Annotated in this window: 14 protein-coding genes; 1 reads left to right on the top strand and 13 read right to left on the bottom strand. The window is 34.7% G+C overall.

What is annotated here, in order from left to right; translation table 11 throughout:
• Positions 1-174 precede the first annotated feature (174 nt).
• From Q4566_RS01515 to Q4566_RS01490, 6 genes are all read right to left on the bottom strand, one after another.
• The gene (locus Q4566_RS01515) at positions 175-1719 is read right to left on the bottom strand and encodes a RagB/SusD family nutrient uptake outer membrane protein (protein ID WP_303417549.1); all 1545 of its coding nucleotides are present in this window, start codon (positions 1717-1719) and stop codon (positions 175-177) included.
• Positions 1720-1744: 25 nt separating this feature from the next.
• The gene (locus Q4566_RS01510) at positions 1745-4819 is read right to left on the bottom strand and encodes a TonB-dependent receptor (RefSeq protein ID WP_303417546.1); all 3075 of its coding nucleotides are present in this window, start codon (positions 4817-4819) and stop codon (positions 1745-1747) included.
• Positions 4820-5357: 538 nt separating this feature from the next.
• Complete coding sequence (locus tag Q4566_RS01505) at positions 5358-6206, bottom strand: biotin-dependent carboxyltransferase family protein (protein ID WP_303417544.1); 849 nt, start codon at positions 6204-6206, stop codon at positions 5358-5360.
• A complete protein-coding gene (gene pxpB, locus Q4566_RS01500; protein WP_303417542.1) occupies positions 6199-6927 on the bottom strand; it encodes a 5-oxoprolinase subunit PxpB in 729 nt (242 codons plus the stop codon). The genes Q4566_RS01505 and pxpB overlap by 8 nt, the downstream gene beginning before the upstream one ends.
• A gap of 1 nt (position 6928) precedes the next feature.
• Positions 6929-7666, bottom strand: a complete 738-nt coding sequence (gene pxpA, locus Q4566_RS01495) for a 5-oxoprolinase subunit PxpA (protein ID WP_303417540.1) — start codon at positions 7664-7666, stop codon at positions 6929-6931.
• Positions 7667-7728: 62 nt separating this feature from the next.
• Positions 7729-8847 (bottom strand): DUF2891 domain-containing protein, encoded by a 1119-nt coding sequence (locus Q4566_RS01490; protein ID WP_303417538.1) that lies wholly within the window; start codon positions 8845-8847, stop codon positions 7729-7731.
• A gap of 246 nt (positions 8848-9093) precedes the next feature.
• Here Q4566_RS01490 and Q4566_RS01485 point away from each other — a divergent pair, with 246 nt between their 5' ends.
• The gene (locus Q4566_RS01485; protein ID WP_303417535.1) at positions 9094-9630 is read left to right on the top strand and encodes a DUF5004 domain-containing protein; all 537 of its coding nucleotides are present in this window, start codon (positions 9094-9096) and stop codon (positions 9628-9630) included.
• A 73-nt stretch (positions 9631-9703) separates the two neighbouring features.
• On the opposite strand, the gene Q4566_RS01480 is transcribed toward Q4566_RS01485, so the two are convergent.
• From Q4566_RS01480 to Q4566_RS01450, 7 genes are all read right to left on the bottom strand, one after another.
• The gene (locus Q4566_RS01480; protein WP_303417534.1) at positions 9704-11239 is read right to left on the bottom strand and encodes a YifB family Mg chelatase-like AAA ATPase; all 1536 of its coding nucleotides are present in this window, start codon (positions 11237-11239) and stop codon (positions 9704-9706) included.
• A 72-nt stretch (positions 11240-11311) separates the two neighbouring features.
• Positions 11312-13432: an OmpA family protein gene (locus tag Q4566_RS01475; RefSeq protein WP_303417532.1), complete on the bottom strand. Its 2121-nt coding sequence runs from the start codon at positions 13430-13432 to the stop codon at positions 11312-11314.
• 12 nt (positions 13433-13444) lie between these two features.
• Positions 13445-14383, bottom strand: a complete 939-nt coding sequence (locus tag Q4566_RS01470) for a type IX secretion system membrane protein PorP/SprF (RefSeq protein ID WP_303417530.1) — start codon at positions 14381-14383, stop codon at positions 13445-13447.
• Between the two features lie 23 nt (positions 14384-14406).
• Positions 14407-18390 carry a gliding motility-associated C-terminal domain-containing protein gene (locus tag Q4566_RS01465; RefSeq protein ID WP_303417528.1) on the bottom strand — a complete coding sequence of 1328 codons (3984 nt, stop codon included), beginning with the start codon at positions 18388-18390 and terminating at the stop codon, positions 14407-14409.
• A gap of 258 nt (positions 18391-18648) precedes the next feature.
• The gene (locus tag Q4566_RS01460; protein WP_303417526.1) at positions 18649-19923 is read right to left on the bottom strand and encodes an alginate export family protein; all 1275 of its coding nucleotides are present in this window, start codon (positions 19921-19923) and stop codon (positions 18649-18651) included.
• 159 nt (positions 19924-20082) lie between these two features.
• Entirely contained in the window at positions 20083-20916 is an 834-nt protein-coding gene (locus Q4566_RS01455; protein ID WP_303417523.1) for an ABC transporter ATP-binding protein, read from the bottom strand.
• A gap of 8 nt (positions 20917-20924) precedes the next feature.
• Positions 20925-21773, bottom strand: coding sequence for an ABC transporter ATP-binding protein (locus Q4566_RS01450; RefSeq protein WP_303417521.1), 849 nt, complete (start codon positions 21771-21773; stop codon positions 20925-20927).
• Positions 21774-21824 lie beyond the last annotated feature (51 nt).

Here is a 21824-nt window from a genome sequence, read left to right as displayed (position 1 = left end):
ACCTATAAACACTTTCACCATATCAAATACTCATCAACATTTCACGCAAAACTCATATTATTAATTCGATCGAAACTTCGTTTTAAAAATCTTAATATAAAAACAAAAAAAAAGCTGGCCTAAAATAGACCAGCTTTTAAAAAACTTAATTATAAATTTAAGTTATACCCTTACTTAGTTTGTTAAGTTAGGATTTCTCTGAATTTCATCTTGAGGAATTGGAGTATCATAATCAACACTAGCATTCCAGTCTGGCTTAGCACCTTCAAGACCAGAAGGTCCAAATACCACATCACCTAAGTCTCTACGTTTGATGTCATACCATCTTTTACACTCAAAAGCTAATTCAATTCTACGTTCTTCAATAACATCTGCAATAGTTGCAGTTCCAGAAAAATCTGCAGGTACAGCACTAGCAGCTATTGTTTCAGGCACATAACCTCCATTTGTTGTAGCCCCACCTTTTCTAGCTCTTTCTCTCACTTCATTAATATACTTTACTGCATTCGCATTATCTCCTGCCTCAACAGCACACTCAGCAGCAATTAATAAAATCTCTGCATAACGCATCATAGGGTATTTGATACTTGTTGCACGCTTATCTCCTCTAGCAAAAGGTCCTGGGAAACGTGTATACTTAGCAATATATGGCACGTTAGCTGCATGTTCATGACCACTAATTGTAAAGTTTGTATAATCTACAGTGAACTTATCTTCACCTACAGTAATAGTAGCTTCTGTTTGAAAACTTACACGTGTTCTGTAATCAGCAGGATCAAAAGAATTATAAACTTCTAATTTTGGTACAGCAACAGACCAAGCTTCATCACCTCTAATACCAGTCATTGGTGCTACTTGATCATATGCATTATCATCAGCTTCAACAGCATTATAATCTAAAGTAAAGATCATTTCAGGAGAATTACCAGCTTCATCACCATCAAATAAATTTTGGAAATTATTATCTAAAGAATAAACACCACTATCAATAACCTTTTTTGCATAAGTATTTGCCGTAGCAAAATCGTTAGCAGAACCAAAATCTGATGTTGCTCTTGTTAAATATACTAGTGCTAAATAAGAACTTGCAGCTCCATTAGAAGGAATTCCTGATGCAGCAGTAGCTTCTGGCAACCATTGCTCAGCATATTCTAAATCGGCAATAATCTTCTCATAAACCTCAGCTTCCGGTGTACAACCAATACTTCTATAAAATTCAGCATTTGTTCCATCAATCGGTTCATCAATGTAAGGCACATCACCAAATAAACGTACTAAGTGAAAATAATACCATGCTCTAATAAAATAAGCTTGAGCTGTAACAGGATTTTTTAAAGCATCATCTGCATCAACATCTTCAGCACCAGCAATGGCATTATTAGCAGCTGCAATACCTAAATAAATTCTTCTCCATGGATCGTAAACCATTTCGTTGTTACCAGAAATAGAATGCATATCCTGTTCTAACCTTACTGTTTGACCTGATTGCAGGTTAACCATATCAGAACGTAACATTAATGCCACTGATAATTTTCTACCCCAAATTTCTTCGTTAATCGCATGCGTCATTGCACCATCAACTGCAATTTGAATGTCGTCTGGTGTGTTAAAGAATCCATCAGGAGATAATAACCCAACTGGTTCCTCTTCCAAATCCGAACATCCCATTATTGATAATCCCATTACCAATAACCATATTATATATTTCGTATTTTTCATTATTTATAATTTTTTAAAATGATTCTTAAAATGTTAAGTTTAAGCTGAAACTGTAAGATCTAACTGTTGGATAAGATCCAAAATCAAAACCTCTCGTTGTATTTCTTGCTTGGTCATTTCCATTGGTACCACCTTGAGCTCCAAAGTAGCTTACTTCAGGATCTAAACCAGAGTAGTCTGTCCATGTAAATAAATTTTGACCACTTACAGATAATCTTAATCTTTCAATACCAATGTTTTCTAAAACTTGAGAAGATAAGTTGTATCCTATAGCTAAGTTTTTTAAACGAACGTAGCTTCCATCCTCAACAAAACGAGAAGAAATTTCTCTAAAACTCGCATTACCTACACGTGGCTCATTAGTGTCAGTATTTGTAGGAGTCCAAGCATTGTTATAATAATCGTAAGTTGTATTCGCATCACCATTATTTAACTGAACTTGAGTCATGTTAAAGATTTCATTTCCTTGAGACCCTTGGAAAAAGATATTTGCATCCCAGTTTTTATACGTAAAGTTGTTTGTGAAACCCCATGTAAAATCTGGATTTGGATTACCAATCATAGTTCTATCCGCATCATCGATTTCTCCATCCGCTTCTAAATCTCTAAATAGAGGCTCACCAGGAACTGGATTTCCAGAACCATCTTTAGAAGCTGGAATCACTGCAGTACCTTCAGGAAGTGCTCCACCTTGGTAAACACCAGCATAATCAAATCCCCAGAATTGTCCAACTTCTTCTCCTTCTCTTAACACGTAAGTATCATTAACACTAAAGTAATTAGGTGCACCATTACCGAACCAATCATCTCCATTAATTAAAGACGTTACTTTATTTACGTTTTTAGAGAATACAAAATCAGTCGACCAAGTAAAGTTATCGTTAGTAATGTTATTAGAAGTTAAGAAAACTTCAAAACCAGTATTATTCATAGTTCCAACATTCACTAAAGATTCGTTGTTGTAGAAACCTAAATAATCAGGTTGCCCTCTATTAACCATAATTAAATCTTCCGTATCAATATTATAGTAATCTAAAGAAAGCGTAATTCTATTATTTAAAAATCCGAAATCTAAACCGAAATTAGTTTGAATAGAAGTTTCCCATTTTAAATTTGGGTTTGCCATTTGGTATGGTGTAATCGCAGCTACAGTAGAACCTGCACTTGAAGCATATATAACTTCAGCACTTGCTAAAGATTGGTATGGTGCAATAGAAGGGTTACCCGTTTCACCATAACTTGCTCTAAACTTTAAGTTAGAAATAGCGTTGCTATCCTTTAAAAAGTTTTCATTAGAAATTTTCCAACCTAAGGCCGCTGATGGGAAATTTGCATATTTTTTGTTCTCTGCGAAGTTAGAAGCTCCATCACGTCTTAAAGTTGCAGTAAGTAAGTACTTATCTTTGATATCAAAGTTTAATCTACCAAATACCGACTGAATCGTACGTTCATTAGTATAAATTTGTCCAGAAGTTGGTTGAATCAAACTAGTTGCAGTATATAAACCATAGTAAGAGAATGAATCTGAGATAGTACCAATACCTTCGTTATAAGAACTTTGGTTTGTATTCTTTTGGTAAGAGTAACCTCCTAATAAAGTTAATACACTCTCCCCTATCTCCCTGTTGTAAGTCAAATAGTTTTCACTTAGGATACTCTTTGATTTCCAATTTTGCATAATAGCACGACCTTGCTCTGTACCAGCTGTTATTTCTAAGCTACGAGGCATATAAATTCCTCTGAAAGTGTTTTCATCACTAACACCAAAAGTAGTTTTGAAGTTTAAACCTTCTAATATATCGTAACTAGCATATAAATTTGCTCTAAAGTTTTCGATTTCAGTATCGTCATCTCTTTGTGTTGCAACAGCATATGGATTATCTACCTCGTCACCAATAGCATTATTTGTCGAGAAAGAACCATCACCTTCATACACACCTTTATCTGGAGCAAAACGCATCGCTAAAGTAACCACATCATCACCACCAACAGTTACCGAACCGTTAGACTGTGTACTTACACCACTCTTTTGGCTTGCACCACCTACTAAATTCACTCCTACTTTTAATTTATCAGTAACTTGAGCATCTAAGTTTGATAAGAAAGTAAGTCTTTCATAATCAGAATTTACTAAAATACCATCTTGAGCATAGTATGTTGTAGATGCATAATATCTTACTTTTTCAGTACCACCTGAAACAGCTAATTGATGGTTTGCAACGCTACCATTTCTGTAAATCATATCTTGCCAATCAGTATCATATTCTCCTTGTGGATACGCATTAGAGTTTCCTTGATTTGCACGAATATCATTTTGGTAAGCAGCAAAATCATTTGCATTTAATAAATCTAATCTATTAGAAGTGTTTTGTACTTGGTAAGTTGAGTTAAAGTCGATATTTAATTTACCTACTTTACCTTTCTTAGTTGTTACTAATACCACACCATTAGCACCTTGCGAACCATAAATCGCAGTGGCTGATGCATCTTTTAAGATTTGCATAGACTCAATATCACCCGCTTGTGGCATTGTACCTCCTACGAATCCATCAACAACGATAAGCGGAGCACTACTTGCATTAATAGAAGTATTACCTCTAATTTTAATACTGATAGGAGCACCTGGCTCACCACCGTTATTAGATTGTACATCTACACCTGCAGCACGACCTTGTAATGCTTGAGAAGCATCTAACACAGGAAATGCTGTTAATTCTTCTTGTTTTACTGAAGAAACAGCTCCTGTAACGTCACTCTTTTTACGAGCTCCATATCCTACTACAACAACTTCCTCAAGTTGACTAGCGTCTTCAACCATAACTACGTTTATAGACTTTTGACCTGTAACAGTTATAGATTGTTTAACATAACCGATGTAAGAAAACTGAAGCACATCTCCTGGCTTTACGTCTAATGTGAAACCTCCATCAAAGTCTGTTGCCGTTCCGGTGGTAGTTTTGGCAATAATCACATTAATACCCGGAATAGGCGTGTTGTTTTCATCTGTTACAGTACCGGACAACTGGTATCCGTCCTGTGCAAACAATGATATATTGAATATCATCATTAACATTAATGTTAGTTTAGTTTTTAAATTCATTTGTTAATTTTTTTTGTTAATAAAATAATTAGTCTATGGTAAACCAATCTGGTTTTTTAAACTGGTCCACCAATTTAGCGTTGCTAATATATGTTATTAATATGTTAAAATCACAATCATTGTAGCAGAAATCTAAAAATCATGGCAAAAAAATCTCGATATGATAAATAAACCCCTTAAAATTTTAGATATAGATAGTTTCTTTTTTATGTTATTTTAACTAAAATATATGAAATATTAACCCTTAAAATAATTATAGGTTTCAATTTGAAAGCATTATCACTAAATTCAAATAATTTAAAATAAATAAAATGAATATTATTTATACTAAATCTAAACCTAGACTTACTAAATATTACCAAATAGTTAATGATTTTTAACCAAACTGTTAAGCTACTGAAACCGTAAATTCATTAAGCGTGATTATACACAACTACTAATCAATACATTATATAAAACATCATATAATTCAGTAACTACCAGAGATTTCACAACCACTTGTAAAAAGGAAATTTTAATAAAAAAAAGAAAAGTTAATTTAATGATCCAGTTTAAAATTACATGTCTGACCAGTATACTTTTGAGAAAGCAATTCTATACTACTAGATTTTAATTGCAAGACTCTAGGATAACCACCTGTAGTTTGGCAGTCGCGCATTAAAACTATTAATTTTCCAGAAGGAGTTAACTGGACAGTTCCAGGTAGAACTGGAGATGTAATAATGGCTTCTAAGGAATTCTCTAGTAGTTCCTCCAATTGATAAGCCATTCTATTATTATGACTAGAAATACTAAACTCAAAAGAAGTTAATTTTTTTTGCTGTGCTTTAGACAGCAAATCAAACTCCGGACCTTTATTAACCAGTAATTCTGTTTTATTAAAGTATTCATGATTCACTTTTAATACTGCATGATGATTAAAATTATTATCAATGTAGGTATGAATGGATAATTCGTCTCCATTTTTAATCACAGCGCTTGGAGTTACACCTAGATACATACTACGACTACCTAAAACCACCTCACCCTGAAAACCACCTTTTACCGCTAAATAAGTTCTAAAACCAATTTTTGGTGCCGAAAAACTTAAAATATCACCAGCATTTATTTTTAACAACTTATAAGTTGGGACTTTCTTTCTATTCACTTTTGGCTGCATAGAGGCTCCAGAAATACAAATAAAGGTATCGCATTGAAATTCTAGCTGTGCACCAACCATAGTCATTTCAAGAACAGCTGAATTTTCATCATTCCCTAAAAGCGCATTGGCTAATTTTAAAGCTTGAGGGTCCATAGCTCCAGAATACGGGACACCAAATTCTTGAACACCAAATCGCCCTAAATCTTGAATTGTAGAATAAAACCCGTGTTTTAAAACTTTAATCATGGCGTACCTCGCTTTCTATTTGATATACTTCTGCATCTACCAAAATTTTGATATCGTTATATTCTTTTAAACTGACGCCATAAAATTGAATGCGGTCGCCGGATTTTGCAAAACATGGCGGTTTCAAATTTGGGTTAAAAAAATCAACGGGTGTTTGCCCAATAATATTCCAACCTCCCGGACTTTGAGAAGGGTAAATCCCTGTTTGGTTACCCCCAATGGCTACAGCCCCTTTTTCAATAACCATCCTTGGCATAGCTTTTCTAGGTGTGCTTAATGTTTCATCTAAACCTCCCAAATATAAAAACCCTGGTAAAAACCCAATAAAATAAACCGTATACAATACTTGAGTGTGTCGCTTTACAATTTCAGATTTTGACAAATTTTTAGTTTCCGACAGATCATTTAAATCCAAACCAAACACATCATCATAACAGACTGGAACACGCCAAATATTAGATTTTATTTCTGAAACAATTTCTTCTGAATTATAAATACTTTTTAAAACAACCACTTCGGTTTCAAATGAAATCGTATCGTTGAATACAATTAAAAGTGATTGATAGGCAGAACGTACTTCTTGAATATTTTCTACATCAGAAACATTAATCTTTTCTTTAAACCCTAGAACATCCTCAAGGATAGTTTCCAAAATCTGTTTTGGCCATTCTACCAAAATTGCTTGTTCTCCAAAAGATTTATATGAGAGTTTAAACGACATTTTAAATTATTTGAATCCCTTTAGACTTTAAGCGCTTTGTTAAGGATGAAATTAAAGCATAAGCATCAGGGTTATCACCGTGCACACAAATGGTGTCTGCTTTTATATTAGCAAACTCACCTGCAATTGTTTTTACTTTTTCAGCTGAAATCATATTAAAAACATGATCAAACATGGTATCAGAATCTTTTATAAGCGCATTAGCTTCTGTTCTTGAAACCAAAGTTAAATCTGAATTATAATTACGATCTGCAAAAGCTTCATACATGATTGGAATTTGATTCTCAATCGCCAATTTAGCAATCACAGAATTGTAAGGCACATAAAGCCGAACACGCAACATTAAACTCTTCATTACTTCTATAATGACATGAGCTATTTTTTCATCGACAGCTGCTAAATTATACAAAGCACCATGTGGTTTTACATGATGCAAACGCAAATGTTCTTTATCTAAAACGCTTATTAGATCTTTAATTTGATTTTTTATAGACGTATACAAGGCAATGCAAGGCATTTCAACAGCTTTTCTTCCAAAGTTTTCCATATCGGGAAATGAAGGATGCGCACCAATTTTCACACCATGTTTTTTAGCCAATTTCGAAACCGCTTTCATAGTTTCCAAATCGCCTGCATGACCGCCGCAAGCAATATTACATGAAGATATGTATGGCATGAGTTCGGCCTCATTTCCAATTCCCTCTCCTATATCTGCATTAATGTCTATGCGTGTTTCCATGTATTATTATTTTTGTAGAGCGTCCATTATTGTAGACCCAAACAATAACAAGATACTAATAATTAATTTTCTTCTGATGCGTGTAATGCATAAATAGCAAAACTCCCTAGCCAATGTCCGCCTTCATAACTGTCTTCAAAAATACTTGGCAACGAATAGTTAATACTGTGATTAGCTATATTTTTTAAATGATTAAACTCTGGCAAACCTTCGGCTATCTTATAAAAATTCCAGGCTCTAGAAAAATTAACACCGTCTAAGTGCACTAAATGACCATCTGTTCTATCTGAAACTTTTCCTGGTTCTAATTTGTAATTTTTATCCTTTAATTGTGGTAAAAACTTATTTATCCATGTTAGAAATTCTTGTTTTGAAAGCAAACGTTTCATTAATGCCGCCTCTTCAAGACATGGAGATAAAAAATCACTTCCGCTAGGTTCCCAGCTTATTGGACAATTTTCGTCTAACAAATAGAAGTGTTTAGCGCGAGTAGTAATAGCTCCTTTAAGAGCTTCATTATTTACAGTAGTAGCATAATCGTAAGCAAAAGACAATCCGAAAGCTGTGTTGGTGTGCGTTCCTACACGTAAAGGATAATTTAATTTAGGTAAAAAATCAATATATTTTTCAACAATTAAAAGAGTTAGAGGCTCTAAATTTTCTTCTAAATCTCTAGCCGTGGAATCATCCCAGCTATGTAGTTCTTCTGCTAATTTTAAAAGCCATGCCCAGCCATAGGTACGCTCATAATTTTTATTATGCTTTCCTTTAAAATACGCTACTTCAGCTTGAATATTTTCTTTAGACATATTGTGTAGAAGCCGCTTCTTTATAGTATCGGCATTTTCTAAATTTGGAAAAGATTTTAATAAACACACCAAACTCCAATGGCCATGTACTGCAGAATGCCAATCGAAACAACCATAAAATGCAGGGTGTAATACATGAGGTGTTTGTAAATCTTCATCAGCTCCTAATGTTTGTGATAAGCGGTTTGGATATTCTATATTAATGCAATGCATTGGTAATTCTGCCAACTTATTCGCATGAGCTAAATCTAACTTAGGGATTTCCGCTATAGCTACAGTCTCTAATTCATCAGGTTTTAAAGCCTGCTTTTTCTTTGACTGATTACAACTAGAAATGATGACAACTAAAAAAAATAAAAAATAATTTTTCATAATATTTGAACAAAAGTAGGATTCCGAAAAGCAATTAATTACACATACAAAACTAAAGCATTAAACGAATTATTCTTCATCTCCTCATCTTTTTTATTCATTATCCAATACAACACAACGCACAACCGACTGAATAACAAAACACTATACTCTTCAAATCCTTAAAACTAAAAAAACTCATTTTATTAACGCAACTATTCTCATCGGCCAGCATCTTATTGATAACAAATTAAAAACCCAAGTACAATGAACAAATCAATTTTAGTATTAAGGAGCATCCTTACTTTAACTTTTCTAAGTGTATTAACAGTAAGCTGTAGCGATGACAATGACGATGATATTTGTAATGATCCAATAGTGGGTGAGCTTACAGAATATGAAGCCGATTTTTCAGGTTACTGGACATTGAAAAGTATCGTTGTAGATGAAGAAATTGACTTGACTGATGATGACATAGACAATCCAAGTTCAGATGTTTACTCGCAATATGATGAGTGCCTACAAGACACTGCTTACGAATTTAGCAGCGATAGAGCATATAGTTTTGAGCAAGGTAAAAATGCTGATGACTGCGAGGTACAGAACGAGACAAATGGTACATGGAAACTAGGTCAAGACAATATACTAACTATTGTTTCAAACTGTTTAACAGGTAACACTGTTCTTGACTTAAATGATGATCTTACAGAATTCTCATTTAAAAGCTCATTACCATACGAAGATGTAAACGGCAATAAATTAAATCTTAACACCGTATCAACTTACGAAAAAACATCAAATTAATTAATACCATTAACCCTTAAAGACATTCAAAAAAGGTCGTCTAAACATTTGTTTTTTAGACGACCTCTTTATTTTATCCCAACCAACCTTCACGGTCTAAGCTTCTGTACTGAATAGCTTCACTAATATGGGTGCCATTTATATCTTTAGAACCTTCTAAATCTGCAATGGTTCTAGATACTTTTAAAATTCTATCATACGCTCTTGCGGAAAGGTTTAAGCGTTCCATAGCTGTTTTTAGTAAGTTTTTTGAAACATCATCTAAAGCACAATGTTTACGAATTTGCTTCGTATTCATTTGAGCATTATAATGCACGGTTTCTGAATCTGAAAAACGCTCCGTTTGAATTTCTCGAGCTTTCGTTACGCGTTCCCTTATAGCTACAGACGTTTCGCTTTTTCGTTCATCTGAAAGTTTTTCAAAAGGGACTGGTGTGACTTCAATATGAATATCAATTCTGTCAAGCAAAGGTCCAGAAACCTTACTTAAATACCGCTGCATTTCAGCTGGGCTAGAGGTTACTGGCGCACTAGGATCATTAAAATATCCTCCCGGACTCGGATTCATACTCGCCACCAACATAAACGACGACGGGTAAGTTACCGTAAATTTCGCCCTAGAAATAGTGACTTCGCGATCTTCAAGCGGTTGACGCATCACCTCTAAAACCTCTCGTTTAAATTCTGGCAATTCATCAAGAAATAAAACACCGTTATGTGACAAAGAAATTTCGCCAGGTTGTGGGTAACTTCCGCCGCCAACAAGTGCGACGTTCGAAATTGTGTGATGCGGACTCCTAAAAGGCCGTTGCGCCATCAACCCGGTGTCTTTTACACGCCCTACTACCGAGTGTATTTTAGTGGTTTCCAAGGCTTCATGAAGCGTCATTGGAGGTAAAATACTAGGCAAGCGTTTGGCTAACATGGTTTTTCCTGCCCCTGGCGGACCAATTAAAATGATATTATGGCCACCGGCTGCTGCAATTTCCATACAACGTTTAATGCCTTCTTGACCTTTAACGTCGCTGAAGTCAAATTCAGGAAAATTTAAACTTTTATTGAATTCTTCACGTGTATTAATAATGGTTTGTTCTAACGGCTCTCCTTTGTCAAAAAAATCAATAACTTGTTTGATATTATCAACTCCAAAAACCTCTAAATTATCAACAATAGCAGCTTCTTTAGCATTAGAATGAGGAAGTATGAATCCTTTAAAACCTTCCTCCCTAGCCTTCACCGCTATAGGTAAAGCGCCTTTTATGGGGTGAATACTACCATCTAAAGACAATTCACCCATAATTAAATAGTGGTCTAAATTTTCAGCTTTAATTTGCTTGGAAGCAGTTAAAATTCCAATAGCCAAGGTTAAATCGTAAGCACTACCTTCTTTTCTTAAGTCGGCAGGTGCCATATTAATCGTTATTTTCTTCCCTGGAATTTTATAACCGTTATTTTGAAGCGCTGCCGCAATACGAAAGTTACTTTCCTTAATCGCATTATCTGGCAAACCTACCAAATGATAACCAATTCCGCTATCTACATTGACCTCAACAGTAATTGTGGACGCCTCAACACCAAAAACGGCGCTGGCAAAAACTTTTTTAAGCATAAATATTATTTATGCAATAAATGTAAGAAAAGTAATTACATTAAAGAAAGAAATAACATAAGTTAAATCTAATTATAATAATTCCTTAATTACGAATTCCGATCTTCTATTAATTTCGTGTTGTTCTTCACTACAAGCATCTTCTGTGATACACTTTTGCAAAGGCTGGGATTCACCGTATCCTACCGCCACGATACGTGAGGCCTCAATACCTTTTGAAACTAAATATTCTTTGGTTGATGTGGCTCTTTTTTGAGATAAATCTTTGTTATAAGCTTCATTACCTCGAATATCGGTGTGCGAACCTATTTCAATTTTCATATTCGGGTATTTCGTCATTAAATCTACTACCGGCTGCACTATTTTTTTAACTTCCTTACGGATGTACCAAAGCTTATAATCAAAATTTATATCGTCCGTTTCAATAACAAGCTTATTCGTTTTATCATCCTTTTTAATACGAGGTTCTGATGCTATAATGTCTTGATAGCGTTCCGCTTTCTTTTTAGTCTCTAACCTAATATTTTCTTGTAATTCCCTTTGCCTTGCTTGTTCTAACTGCATTTCTCTTTCTACTTCTTTTTTCTTAATTGCAGCTAAGGATTCCAGTACTAAAGACACATCGGTTGTTGCATTGCGCTCATCTCCTATTTTTATTTTACGTGAGGCTTCTTGGTATCCTTCTGCAGTTGCTTTAACAACGATCGTAATTTCACAACTAATCTCATCTTTAAATGCACCATCTTCCTGGGTTGTATGATCTCCAATAACGGTACTGCTATCCCTAGAAACCAAGGTAATCGTTACCGTGGCGTTGCTAATAAATGCTTCGGTATCTTTATCGGTTACAATACCTTTTAGATATTGCTTACAATTTTCTATGATTAAGGGTTTAGACTCTTCAAAACTATAAATATCATCACTTCCATTACCTTCCGGTCTATTTGATGAAACATATCCTTTTTTAAATGTTTCATCTAGAAAAAATGCAAAATCGTCATAACCTGAGTTAAGCGGTAATCCTAAATTATCAGGTGCTTCAAAGGCTCCTCCCTTTTGTTTTGCCCAAAACACATCTAAACCACCAAAACCGAATTGCCCGTTTGATGAAAAATATAAATCACCATTAGCGGCTATATAAGGAAATTGTTCGCGGTGTTCAGTATTTATATTTGCACCTAAATTAACTGGATTTCCATAAGTATCATCTTCATTAATATCGACATAAAACAAATCGAATTCACCCAAAGTTCCAGGCATGTCTGAAGCAAAATACAAACGTTTTCCGTCAGGACTTAACGCAGGATGTTCCACTGAAAAATCATCACCATTAAATGGCAACGCAACAATATCACCCCATACACCATCAATTAATCTGGCTTTAAATAATTTTAAATGTGTTACTAATTCATCATCTTTAACCTCTTTGCCTTTACTGTAGTTATTTCTAGTAAAATACATGGTTTTAAGATCTTTAGTAAAAGCCACTGTACCTTCATGCAGTTTGGTATTCACCTTATCGGAAATACTTTTAGAAGCCGTGTCCCCCTTCAATATACTGTCCTTTGGAATGCTATAAATATCTAAAAACGGTTGATTATTCCAGCCGTAGTAATCACTAAAAATATTCCTTTTACTAACTTTCTTTTTTGCAGCAGCAAACACTAAATAATCGTTATAAGGCATCATTCCAAATTCTGAATATTCAGAATTAATCGCCAAATTTTTCAAAATATATCGATTACCAATAGCTATGATATTTTCCTGTTTTATAACCTCTTTATCAAATAAGGTTATCCCTAACGTATCGCCTTTTTCGACAAGAAACTCTCTATTAACACTATTTGCATCTGCATAGTTTCCAGAAGCTTTAAGGGCTTGAACATATTTAAATACATGCGCATCTATTTTATGCCCACGTTTGCTATTTACTAAATAACCATAAAGTCTGGCAGACGCCTTGAGATCGCCAACATTATAGTAGCATGTTGCCAAGTTTTCAATAACTTCAGGAATTCTTTGTTTGCTATTTATTTCTTCATAAAGCGGAATGGCTTTAGCAAAATGTGAGCGCTCAAAATAAGCGTTCGCTTTTCTTAGGTCACTATTAAAAATCTTTTTTGAAGCTTGTTTTTCCTGAGAAAACCCAGAAAGCATAAGCAATAATGTAAATATTGGTAGTAATTTTTTCATCAATAATTTTTTTTAGAAAAATCTTGGAGACTTTTTATAACCTGCATTCAAATCAAACAGAGAAACATCAAACAATAACACAATTTCATGAGAACCATTATTATAATTAGAAAACTCGGAAACCGTAGCATCATACGAATAAGCCACTTTAAATGAAGGCGTAACTCTAAACCCAACGAGCGCACTAATAGCGTCATCTAAACGATAGGAAAGCCCCGCTTCAACACGGTCATACATCAAGGCACTAACAGACAAATCCACATTTACTGGTGCGCCTTTTACGGCCCTTACCATAAATGAAGGTTTCAATTTAAAATTATCGTTTATAGGAAACACATAACCACCTATCATGTAAAAATGTATTTCCTCTTTTCCTTGATTCGTAACCACTATAGCATCATCAGAATGACTGGTACGTAAAAAGTTTGGAGCAGACACTCCAACATAATAACTATCTGTAAAATAGTAAGCTCCAGCTCCTATGGTTGGATACACCTCATTAACATCATTAGTAAATGTTGGATCGTTAGGATCTATTAACATGCCCGTAAAAGCGGTATCATAAAGGGTAAAACCAGCTTTCAATCCCAATGATAGTTTGGAGTTATCACTTATATCCAAAACATAAGCAAAATCTGCATTAATATTATTTTCATTTATTTCGATAACATCTTCTCCGATTTGATCGGAAGTAAAGGTGATTCCCATTTCAATCTTTTCACTAAAAGGAGTATGTGCAAAAAAGGATAATGTTCTTGGGCTTCCTATAGAATTCACCCACTGCTTACGGTAATTAGCTCCTAAATTTACAACGCCTAAATTACTCGTCGCATAGGCAGGATTTACAACACTCATATTCGTGGTGTATTGTGTAAATTGTGTGTCTTGCTGTGCCATTGTTACATGACATAACAATAGAAAAAACAAAACAGATTTTATATATTTTGACATTTGCAGGTTGGTATTACGAATGGTTATAGTTTTAAATAAACTTGTCCTTGATATGGTTTTGTATCAAATCGATTAAAATTAATGACATAGAAATAAACGCCAGATGGCAGTACTTTTCCGCTTAAAAACCCAGATTGGTTACTTTCACCATCCCAGAAACCAACTTCTATATCGCCTTTAAAAACAACTCGTCCATATCTGTTATAGATTTCTATTTTATAATCTGGGTAAACAAATTCTATATTTTTCAATTCAAAAGTATCATTGATGCGATCTCCGTTGGGAGAAAAAGCATCTGGAATCACTAATTCACTAGGGTCACAAATGGTTAAATCAACCGTAATTGGAGTTGCACTACTTTCACAGATAATGCTTTCTTCTGAGAACGATGCATTCAATTCATAAACAGCATAATAAACACCATTTTCTAAAACAGTATCGTTATCAAGGCGGTTTCTAGTAGAAACATCATCAGAGTCATACCAAACCAAAGTATGGTTTTCAGGTATTGTAAATGACATATTTCCAGAATCGTCCTCAGCTAAATCTGAAATTACTTTTTCTTCAATACCACAAAATTCAATAATTTCTGAATTTGGTACAGGTGTTTCAACATCAACTAGAGCAATAACCACCTCTAACATGGGACTTAAACAAGAGTCTACCTCAATCATTGAAAAATAAGAAACACCATCTTGAAGACTTTCTGTTCCTGATAAAGGATTATTATTTTCATCAAACCACAATACGATTTCTCCTCCCAAATACACATCATTCAAAGTTGGTGAGCTACTACTGCAATGAAGTTGTTTAAAATCGCTAATAGAAAGTGTTGGTGCAATTAAAGTGTAATTTACTAAAGTCCTCTCAACACTTTCACAGCCTCGTATTACAGCTTGTGAAGCGTAAAGGTTTCCTGAAATTGAAGACAGTTCAATAGTACCATCCATAGGAGTTGCAATAGTTTCATCTTCATAAATTAAAATAGTGCTTGAGGTTTGAGTCTCTAAAACATCTACTAAGTTTTGAACGGTAGGATTACTCTCCGAACAAAATGTTACAGCTGAAATCACAGGTTTTGAAGCACTATCTTGAAGCGAGAAATTAACCGCGATTATATCACTAGCACAAGTCCCTCCTATAATTTGCTGCACATAAACGGGGCTACTTACATTTTTAAGAAGTTCTGTTGAAGCTAAAACGTTTGTTCCTGAAGCATCTGAAAAATACGAAAGCACGCCTTCTCGATAAATCGATGAAGCTTCAAAAGTTAAATCTTCTAAAGTATAAACCGATCCTCCTGCTGTACAAAACGTATTGGTTAGAGGTTCTGGGTTTGGAGCCACATTGCTTATCGTAAAAACAACTTGAACACGAGCGCTCTCACACCCCTCACTTGTTGATTGCGTTACCCAGTATTCTTTTGTTTCATCTAAGGCTAATGCTGTACTCGTGTATTCTGGTCCGGTTTCAGAAGTAAACCATTCAAGCATGGCATCAACTTCTGTTTCTACCGCTAAATCACTTATAGTTGGCGTAGCTGAAGCACAAAATTGATTAGATAATGGTGTTGGTGTGACTGACTGATCTACAAAAGTAATTTCAGCAGCTGTTCTACTTGCACTTACACAACCACCAGGAATTGTGATCTCTGCCCAATATGAATTAGTTGCATCTATAACATCTGATGTGTTATAAGCTACACCTCCTGTTTCAGAGTCATACCAAATAATATCTTGATCTGAAGTATCTAAATCTGAAACCGTATGAGTCACTAGGTTACAAAAAACATTAGCTTGTAAAACTAATGAAGAAGCATTGGTTGTTTCTGAAACCGTTATGTCTTCTGTTCCTAAATCGCAACCTGTGATAGTGCTTTTCATTAGCGCTTTAAAAGTCTCATCTCCAGTTAGCTCATAAGTATCGGCTAATACAACGTCATTTAAATCTGTTATTACAATATCAACATCTGAACCTGCAGAAATTGACAAATCACCCAATGTTACTGGGCCATTTAATAAGCAAAATTCAAAATTATTTTTAATCAATTTAGTAGGTTCCGGCGTTCCTATTCTAAATATTAATCGTGCATCAAAAATATGAGTAGTCCCCATTTTGGTCAATCCAATATCGATACCTTGAGCCGCATAATTATCCAATTCAGCTTGACTTAAGCCTCTACAAAGCGCATTATCATTTTGCTCACTATGTATCACAAATACATAATCACCATCAGGAAGCAAACTCACATCGTTGGCGTTTGAAATATTGATATCTATACCATCTCCCTGTGTATTATTTATTAAAGAAACACTAGGGTTTCTTGGAGCGAATTGCTGCGGCTCACTGCCATACTGATAGATATCAAAAGTTACTGGGTTATAGTCAATAAACTCGTTTGGAGGGCTATTAAAACCAAATTGCACGCTTGAAGCATCACATATATTATCTGGCACAATACTAAAAACAGGGTTTTCAGGTGCTGGAATATTTAGCGAAAAAAGCACGTTAATCGGATTACAATGCACAAAACTATTCGTATTGTAAAATACCAATTGATTATCACCCAACATAAAACGATTGCCTGAAACATGCGCTATCCCATTTCCGTTGGAAAAGGTGACCTCATCTGTATAATTTACTGCATTTATAGCGTATGAAACGTTATGCACCCCTTCTAAAGGCACAAAATTAGAATCGACTGCATCTAAATAAGTGATTAACACATCGTCAAGCTCACAGCCTGTTGTAGAACTTACCGATATGGGTGGATCTAAAAACATATCAAATGCTTTAGAAGGTACTACAATTTCCGATGCACAAAGAAGTCCGAAACCACAAGGTGGCTTTATCAATGTTATGTCGTTCAAGACGATAGTTAATTGTTCACTTGCCACCAAACTAAGTTCTGGATAAAGGCTAAAATCTGCCCTGCCATTAACAAAATCTACACCTTTTATATTGTTTTGTGTTCCTAAACTATTTCCTGAAACCGTATAGGCCAGATTGTAAGTACCATTGCTTAAAAGAGAACTATCATAATTTATAACAACATCACCAGTACACGCAACATCCAGATTTCCATGCAACACAAGTTGCTTTTCAATACACAATGTAAAAACACTCGTTTGTTCTTCGCAAATAGGATGCTCAGGTAACACCCGATAAGAAAACTTGTAAATTCCTGGTCCGAAATTATTATAAATATTCTCTACATCAATTTCAAAATCAGTTCCGCTAGTAATTTCTCCTGTAGAAACAAGATTAGCATCCTGCCATTCTCCATTTGAATCCGCATTCAATAACCTTGAAAAAAGATTTAGATCTCGCAAGCCAGACATATCATCTGTTTCACAAAGCAACAAATCTATAGGCGCCCCGGGACTGGGAGATCTTCTTACTTCCACATCTATAGTTGCAGAACTTGAAGCACAGCCATTAACTTCTGGTACAGTATAAGTAAAAGTATAAGTTCCAATAGGCACCTCACCGAAATTAAAAAACTCACCAGACAATACGCCATTGGCAATATTCCCAGGATCTTCCGTCCAAGTACCTCCAGTATCTGGCTCAACCAAAACATTTACAGTATCAATAAAAATGAATAAATCTATAATATTAGCATCATCGTCATCATCGGTTTTTAAAACTTGACAAACATTATTTCTTCCAGGGTTTTGGTTACTTTCCCCTGGATAGCCTCCTAAATGTATAGTTACTGTAGCTTTACTGGAATCGCAAGCAGAATTCCTATAAGTAAATTGATGCGCTCCAAACCTATTAATACTCCAAAGATTTAACTCCCCTGTAGTCGTATTTAAAGCATTAGAATTAAAATTACTCTCAGAAACCCACGTTCCTCCTGGTGTTTCTCCTGATAATAAATCGAAAAGATTGTAAGCTTGTAAACTTGGGTCTGTTTCTTTATCACAAATTGTAATTTCTGAACCAGTACCAGCACATTGAGCTATAGCAGAAAATGAACTTAGAAAAATGATGCTAATCAAAATGCAGCGAAATCTATAGCAAAAAAAAGTATTCATTCTATATAAAATTATGTTAAAAAACGCGCAATATATATAAAAACAATTAACAAACTGCTGTTTTCTTAACTATAAGCGTATTTCTCAATATATTTTACGATGAACGGTAAACTTCTAATCTTTTTTATTTTCAAACAAAAAATCCCGCCGAAGCGGGATTCTAGTAAACTCGTTTTGAAACTAATAATCAGTTTACATAATGTCATTCTTTTAATCAATGTTTTAGTTTAAAAATTTAGGTTTAAATACTAACATCGCCCATGCCCAGTTTTGAATGTTATCAGCATCTGCTTCTGGAACGCCTTTTAACTCATACATACCATCGGCAGCAAACATTTGAGAGTAACCTATTTGCAAAGCATAGCCTTTAAATTGCTTAGCGAAAACTAAATCTAACTCTGTACCCAATGCTTTATCACCGCTAGGTAATTCCTGTTGTCCACTAAAGTTTAATGCTTTTACTAAAAGGCTAGTAGTTTCGTTGAATTTAAAATTGGCACTAACATGAATATCAACTAAACCAATAGAATTCGCATGGTTTCCTACGTAGAAATAATCCATAAAACCATTGAATTTATGATTGGTTCCGTATAATGGGAAGAAAGCACTAGTATTAGCGACATCACTTTCACCGTTACCACTAATAATTTCACCACCAAGACCTAAAGTAATTTTATCAGAAGCTTTAAATCCGAAATCTAAACTAGATAAATAACCACCTTTTACATCTTTGTATGAAGTACCGTAAATAGCTTCACCGGTTTGCAAGTATAAATTAGCTGCTAAAGAAAATGCATTTTTCCCATATTTTAAATGCACACCCATAGTTTGTAAATTAGCAACATCATTTAAACCTGCAGCATCATCTTGAAACCCGTTATTCATTAATAATAAGCTTCCTGAAAACGCCCCCCATTTCTGACTTAAATGCGCCATATACATGGTTTTATAAGAGAAAAACCCTGAAGTATTGTATTCGTTTCCTTCTGAAATAAACCCTGTTGGATTTGAGTAATCTTGGTTAAAGGCTAAAGCCACATCTAAAGCAAAGTCATTTTTCTTATATGTGATTAATCCTGCATCGTGGTTACGACCTTGTTGTGCCCAGTCTAAGCCACCTAAAATACGTTGATCATCATAAGACAAAACCTGACGTCCTAATTTTGTATTCCAACCTGAACCTAATTTTATTTCAGCCCAAGCTTCAAAAATTCCAAATGAATTGTTTTGATCGTAAGGCAAAATTTGTCTGTTTTCACCCCAAACAAATACATCTTGTAAACTAATATACGCCTTATAAGTCTCCGACTCATACCCCGCATTTAAACGCACTCTGGTAGAAATTCCGTAACCCGGTTCTGAAGCTTCTGGAATTAATGTACCAAAACCGTTACGGTATTCTGTTCTTGGTCTTAATTGTCCGTCTATAGAAAATTGTGCTTGTGCAAATTGAATCGCAGCAAAAAGTAGCGCAAAAAGTAAGTATTGTTTTCTCATGTTGTTTTTTTTAAGTTTGATTGTTTGTTATTTTTTGTTATTTTTTGTTATGGTTTATTTATAAAATTCACCAAATATAAAAGTACGAAAATACATAGAGCATGACAATTATCATGTCGTATTAAATATTAAAATCGCAATCTATATAGGGTATTTTTATTAATGCTCTAGAAAATCAATTAAATGTTTTCTGTATTTGTAATAATCGTCATGTTCTAAAACTGACTTTCTGGTTCTAGGTCTCTCGAAATCAATGTTTAAAATATCACCAATTTTAGCTTTAGGACCACTCGTCATCATCACCACGCGATCAGCTAAGAATATCGCTTCATCAACATCGTGGGTAATCATCACGGCCGTAATTTTTTCTTTGTTCCAGATCTCAATTAGAATATCTTGAAGTTCTCCTCTGGTTAAAGAATCTAACATTCCAAAAGGCTCATCCAGAAGTAATACTTTTGGTTTAATAGCAAATGCTCTTGCAATACCTACACGTTGCTGCATCCCTTGAGACAAATCACTGGCTTTTTTATGAAAAGCATCTTCCAAACCTACTTTTTGCAAATAATATTTGGCTACATCTTGACGTTGGGCTTTAGTAGCATGTGGAAAAACTTGATCGACACCTAATAAAACATTTTGAAGTGCGGTCATCCAAGGCATTAAACTTGGCGATTGAAAAATCACACCACGATCTGGTCCAGGACCTTGAATGTGCTTGCTTAATACTGAAATACTTCCTCCTGAAATCGGATTTAAACCTGCAATCATAGAGAGCATAGTCGTCTTTCCACATCCTGAATGCCCAATAATCGTTACAAATTCTTCCTTTTTTATTTGAAGATTTAGGTCTTCTAACACCACATAATCGCCTTTAGATGTTGGATACACTTTCTTTAAATCTTTTAAATCTAGCATGACTTCAGATGAAGGAAAAACTTCTGGTTGCGTAATCACACGTTTCGGGGTATTTTCTATAATATTTGTAGTCATTTTTCTAATTATTTAAAGCGTCCAACAAAACTTTTAGGTTCTAATTCTGGTAATTCAAAAACTTCTTGAGCTTCTGATTTACGGTCATTTCCGATCTCCATTAAGTATTCAATAATGGAGTTTCTAGTTTCCTTAAAACTCTCGTTATCGTTTAATTCGGTTTTATCACGAGGGCGTTCAATATCAATTTTAAATTCTGGTCCTAAAGTGGCTTTTGGCCCTGGTTTTAAAGGAATAATACGGTCTGCCATATAAATTCCTTCATCAACATCGTTAGTAATTAGTAAGGCTGTACGCTTATCTTTTCCCCAGATATTTAAAATTTCATCTTGAAGATTTCCACGAGTTAAAGCATCTAGCGCTCCTAAAGGCTCATCCATAATAATCATCTCTGGTTTCATAGCTAAAGCTCTAGCTACAGCAACACGCTGGCGCATCCCTCCGGACAATTCATTGGGGCGTTTGTTAATCGCATGTGATAAGCCTACCATTTCAACATAATCCTTAACGATCTCATTTAACTCTTTTTTGCTCTTCTTCGGAAAGGCTTCTTTCACAGCCATATATATATTTTGAGCTACAGTTAACCAAGGTAACAGTGAGTAATTCTGAAAAATCACACCACGTTCGTGACTCGTTCCAACTACGGGTTCTCCTTTAAATAAAACCTCACCACTTGTTGGTTGTATGAGTCCGTTTATAAGATTAACTAAAGTTGTTTTTCCACTTCCTGTGAACCCTACGATCGCTACAAACTCACCTTCCTCGATGGTTAAATTGATGTTTGAAAGTACTTCGGTTTCGTTTTCACCCTGACCGTAAGATTTATATATATTTTTTAATTCTAAATAAGCCATTTCTCTAATGTTTAATTGTTGATTCGTTTATTTGTTGAATTGCTAATCGTT

The sequence above is a fragment of the Tamlana sp. 2_MG-2023 genome (assembly GCF_030548465.1).
Lineage (GTDB): Bacteria > Bacteroidota > Bacteroidia > Flavobacteriales > Flavobacteriaceae > Pseudotamlana.
The sequence above is the reverse complement of the archived record's forward strand: the minus strand, read 5'-3'. Positions and strand labels throughout refer to the sequence as shown.